The organism is Oleiphilus sp. HI0079 (assembly GCF_001635105.1).
In genome coordinates this window covers 1-896 of record NZ_LWFT01001333.1, presented here as the reverse complement: position 1 = coordinate 896, position 896 = coordinate 1, and the positions used below count along the sequence as shown (strand labels likewise).

Here is an 896-nt window from a genome sequence, read left to right as displayed (position 1 = left end):
TATTGCATTTTTGATGCGGCTGATTAAAAACATCTCGTGAAAATGTGCCATTTAGGTCTACACTTTTGGATGCTGAGGGCTCGCTTTGAAAACTCATGGCTTGCGTAAAGTTTGCGCTCGACAAGTCAAAAAACTTGGCGCTAAGTATAACCACTGTTTCCATTTCGTTGAACCTGCTTTTTTCTTGCGGTTTGCCGAATAATTAAAGATAACTTCGATTTTTTAGAGGGACTGAAAGTTTGGATCTCGCTACCCTAGTAGGACTTTTAGGCGGCTTTGCCATTGTTGTTTTTGCAATGGTGCTTGGTGGCTCGTTAGGCATGTTCGTCGATGTGCCCTCTATTCTCATCGTGATTGTTGGTTCCTTGCTTGTTTGCATGATGAAATTCTCTCTCGGGCAGTTTCTCGGAGCAACGAAAACGGTTGCTAAAGCATTTATGTTCAAGCTGGACTCGCCTGAGGAGCTGATTGCGAATGTAAAAGAACTCGCGGATGAGGCTCGAAAAGGTGGGTTGTTGGCACTTGAGGGTAAGGAGATTTCCAATGATTTCCTGAAGCGGGGAATTGGTTTGCTCATCGACGGTCATGAGGCGGACGTCGTTCGCAATCTATTGGTAAAAGACAAGAATCAAGCAGTAGATCGCCACAAGGTTGGATCTAGGGTCTGGGAGGCGCTAGGTGATGTCGCGCCCGCAATGGGTATGATTGGGACTTTGATTGGTTTGGTCGCTATGTTATCGAATATGGATGACCCGAAATCGATTGGACCCGCAATGGCTGTTGCATTGCTGACTACTTTATATGGAGCAATGCTTGCCAATATGGTAGCGATTCCTTTCGCTGACAAGCTGAAGCTGCGCATGGCGGAGGAGAGCTTGATAAAGAGTATGTCGATT

General features: G+C 45.9%; 1 protein-coding gene. It reads left to right on the top strand.

Features of this window, described 5'->3' with window-relative positions; genetic code table 11:
• Window positions 1–239: 239 nt before the first annotated feature.
• A partial coding sequence (gene pomA / locus A3750_RS23075) for a flagellar motor protein PomA (protein ID WP_068548925.1) occupies window positions 240–896 on the top strand: 657 nt, incomplete at its 3' end.